The sequence below is a fragment of the Novispirillum itersonii genome, assembly GCF_014205675.1.
GTDB classification, from domain to species: domain Bacteria; phylum Pseudomonadota; class Alphaproteobacteria; order Rhodospirillales; family Rhodospirillaceae; genus Novispirillum; species Novispirillum itersonii_A.
The window spans coordinates 1-1,001 of record NZ_JACIIX010000045.1; the positions used below are offsets into that span (position 1 = coordinate 1).

At 58.0% G+C, this 1,001-nt stretch carries 1 protein-coding gene; it reads left to right on the forward strand.

Features of this window, described 5'->3' with window-relative positions:
- The first annotated feature begins 124 nt into the window (after positions 1–124).
- Complete coding sequence (locus tag FHS48_RS19880) at positions 125–832, forward strand: hypothetical protein (protein WP_184266753.1); 708 nt, start codon at positions 125–127, stop codon at positions 830–832.
- Positions 833–1,001 lie beyond the last annotated feature (169 nt).

Below are 1,001 nucleotides of genomic sequence, written 5' to 3' on the forward strand. Positions count from 1 at the left end.
GGCCACGGCCACCTAATGTTTTCTTTGCGTCCTTCATGGATCAAACTCCTAACAAATTTTAGAAGTCCGCTCTCCACTTTTTCCGGGCAAGTCCACCCTTCAATTCGCGGGGGTTTGACTGGTCATGAACGACACCAAACCCACCCTCATTCTGCCGTTGAAAACGGTCAGGAACGTTCTGGAAACCGGCCCGATTGTCTGCGGCCTGATGATCCTGCTGATCTCCGGCCCTGACGCGGCTCTGGTGATGACTGCGGGCCTGCTGACGGTCGGGGTTTTCAGCAGACCGGAAACCACGGATCGGGTCACAGGCCGCCTGCTTCAGGACCATGAAATCCTGTTTGCAACCACCCTGATTTTCTTCTCGGCCTTGATCTGGATCCCCTTCGTTGCTGGCACAAACGTGGGAATGCCGGACTGGCTCGCCAGTCGTGGGGCTTTCTTCTTTCAATTTTTCGGAGGGCTGCTTTCCGGGCACTGCCTCAAGCTGTCTGAAGGACTGCACTCACAGGAACAACTTCCAGAAAGCGTAGACCCCGAAGGCAACCGAAGCGACGAGCATCGCAAGGCGGATCTGCCAGATCCCGCCATAGACGTATTCCCCAAGGAGGCCAAGAGCCACCATGACGCAGGCGAAAAGCCAAAAGTCCCCGGTCAGATCGAACCATCTGTCACTAATTTCAAAAAATCCCGGCTCATCCGTGTTGCGCATTTCCCGTCACGCCTCCTGTCGTTCTTCAAATCGCTGAACCGCACCAGCCGCCTGATGGTGGTCATCTGCCTCTATACCACACTTTATACGGGTTACATGTACTTCGGGGGGCTGTCATGACCTCCCTGAAAGACACCCTGACGGCCCTGCTGGAGCGTGCCCGTGAGGCCCGCCAGAAAAAGGCCGGCATCACTGCCGCACCGTCCGCCCCCCCGGCTTCGCCCCACCGTCACGAAAGCGTGGTGAACGCCGACCCCTACGCCTTCGCGACGGCCTACGCCCGGCAGGC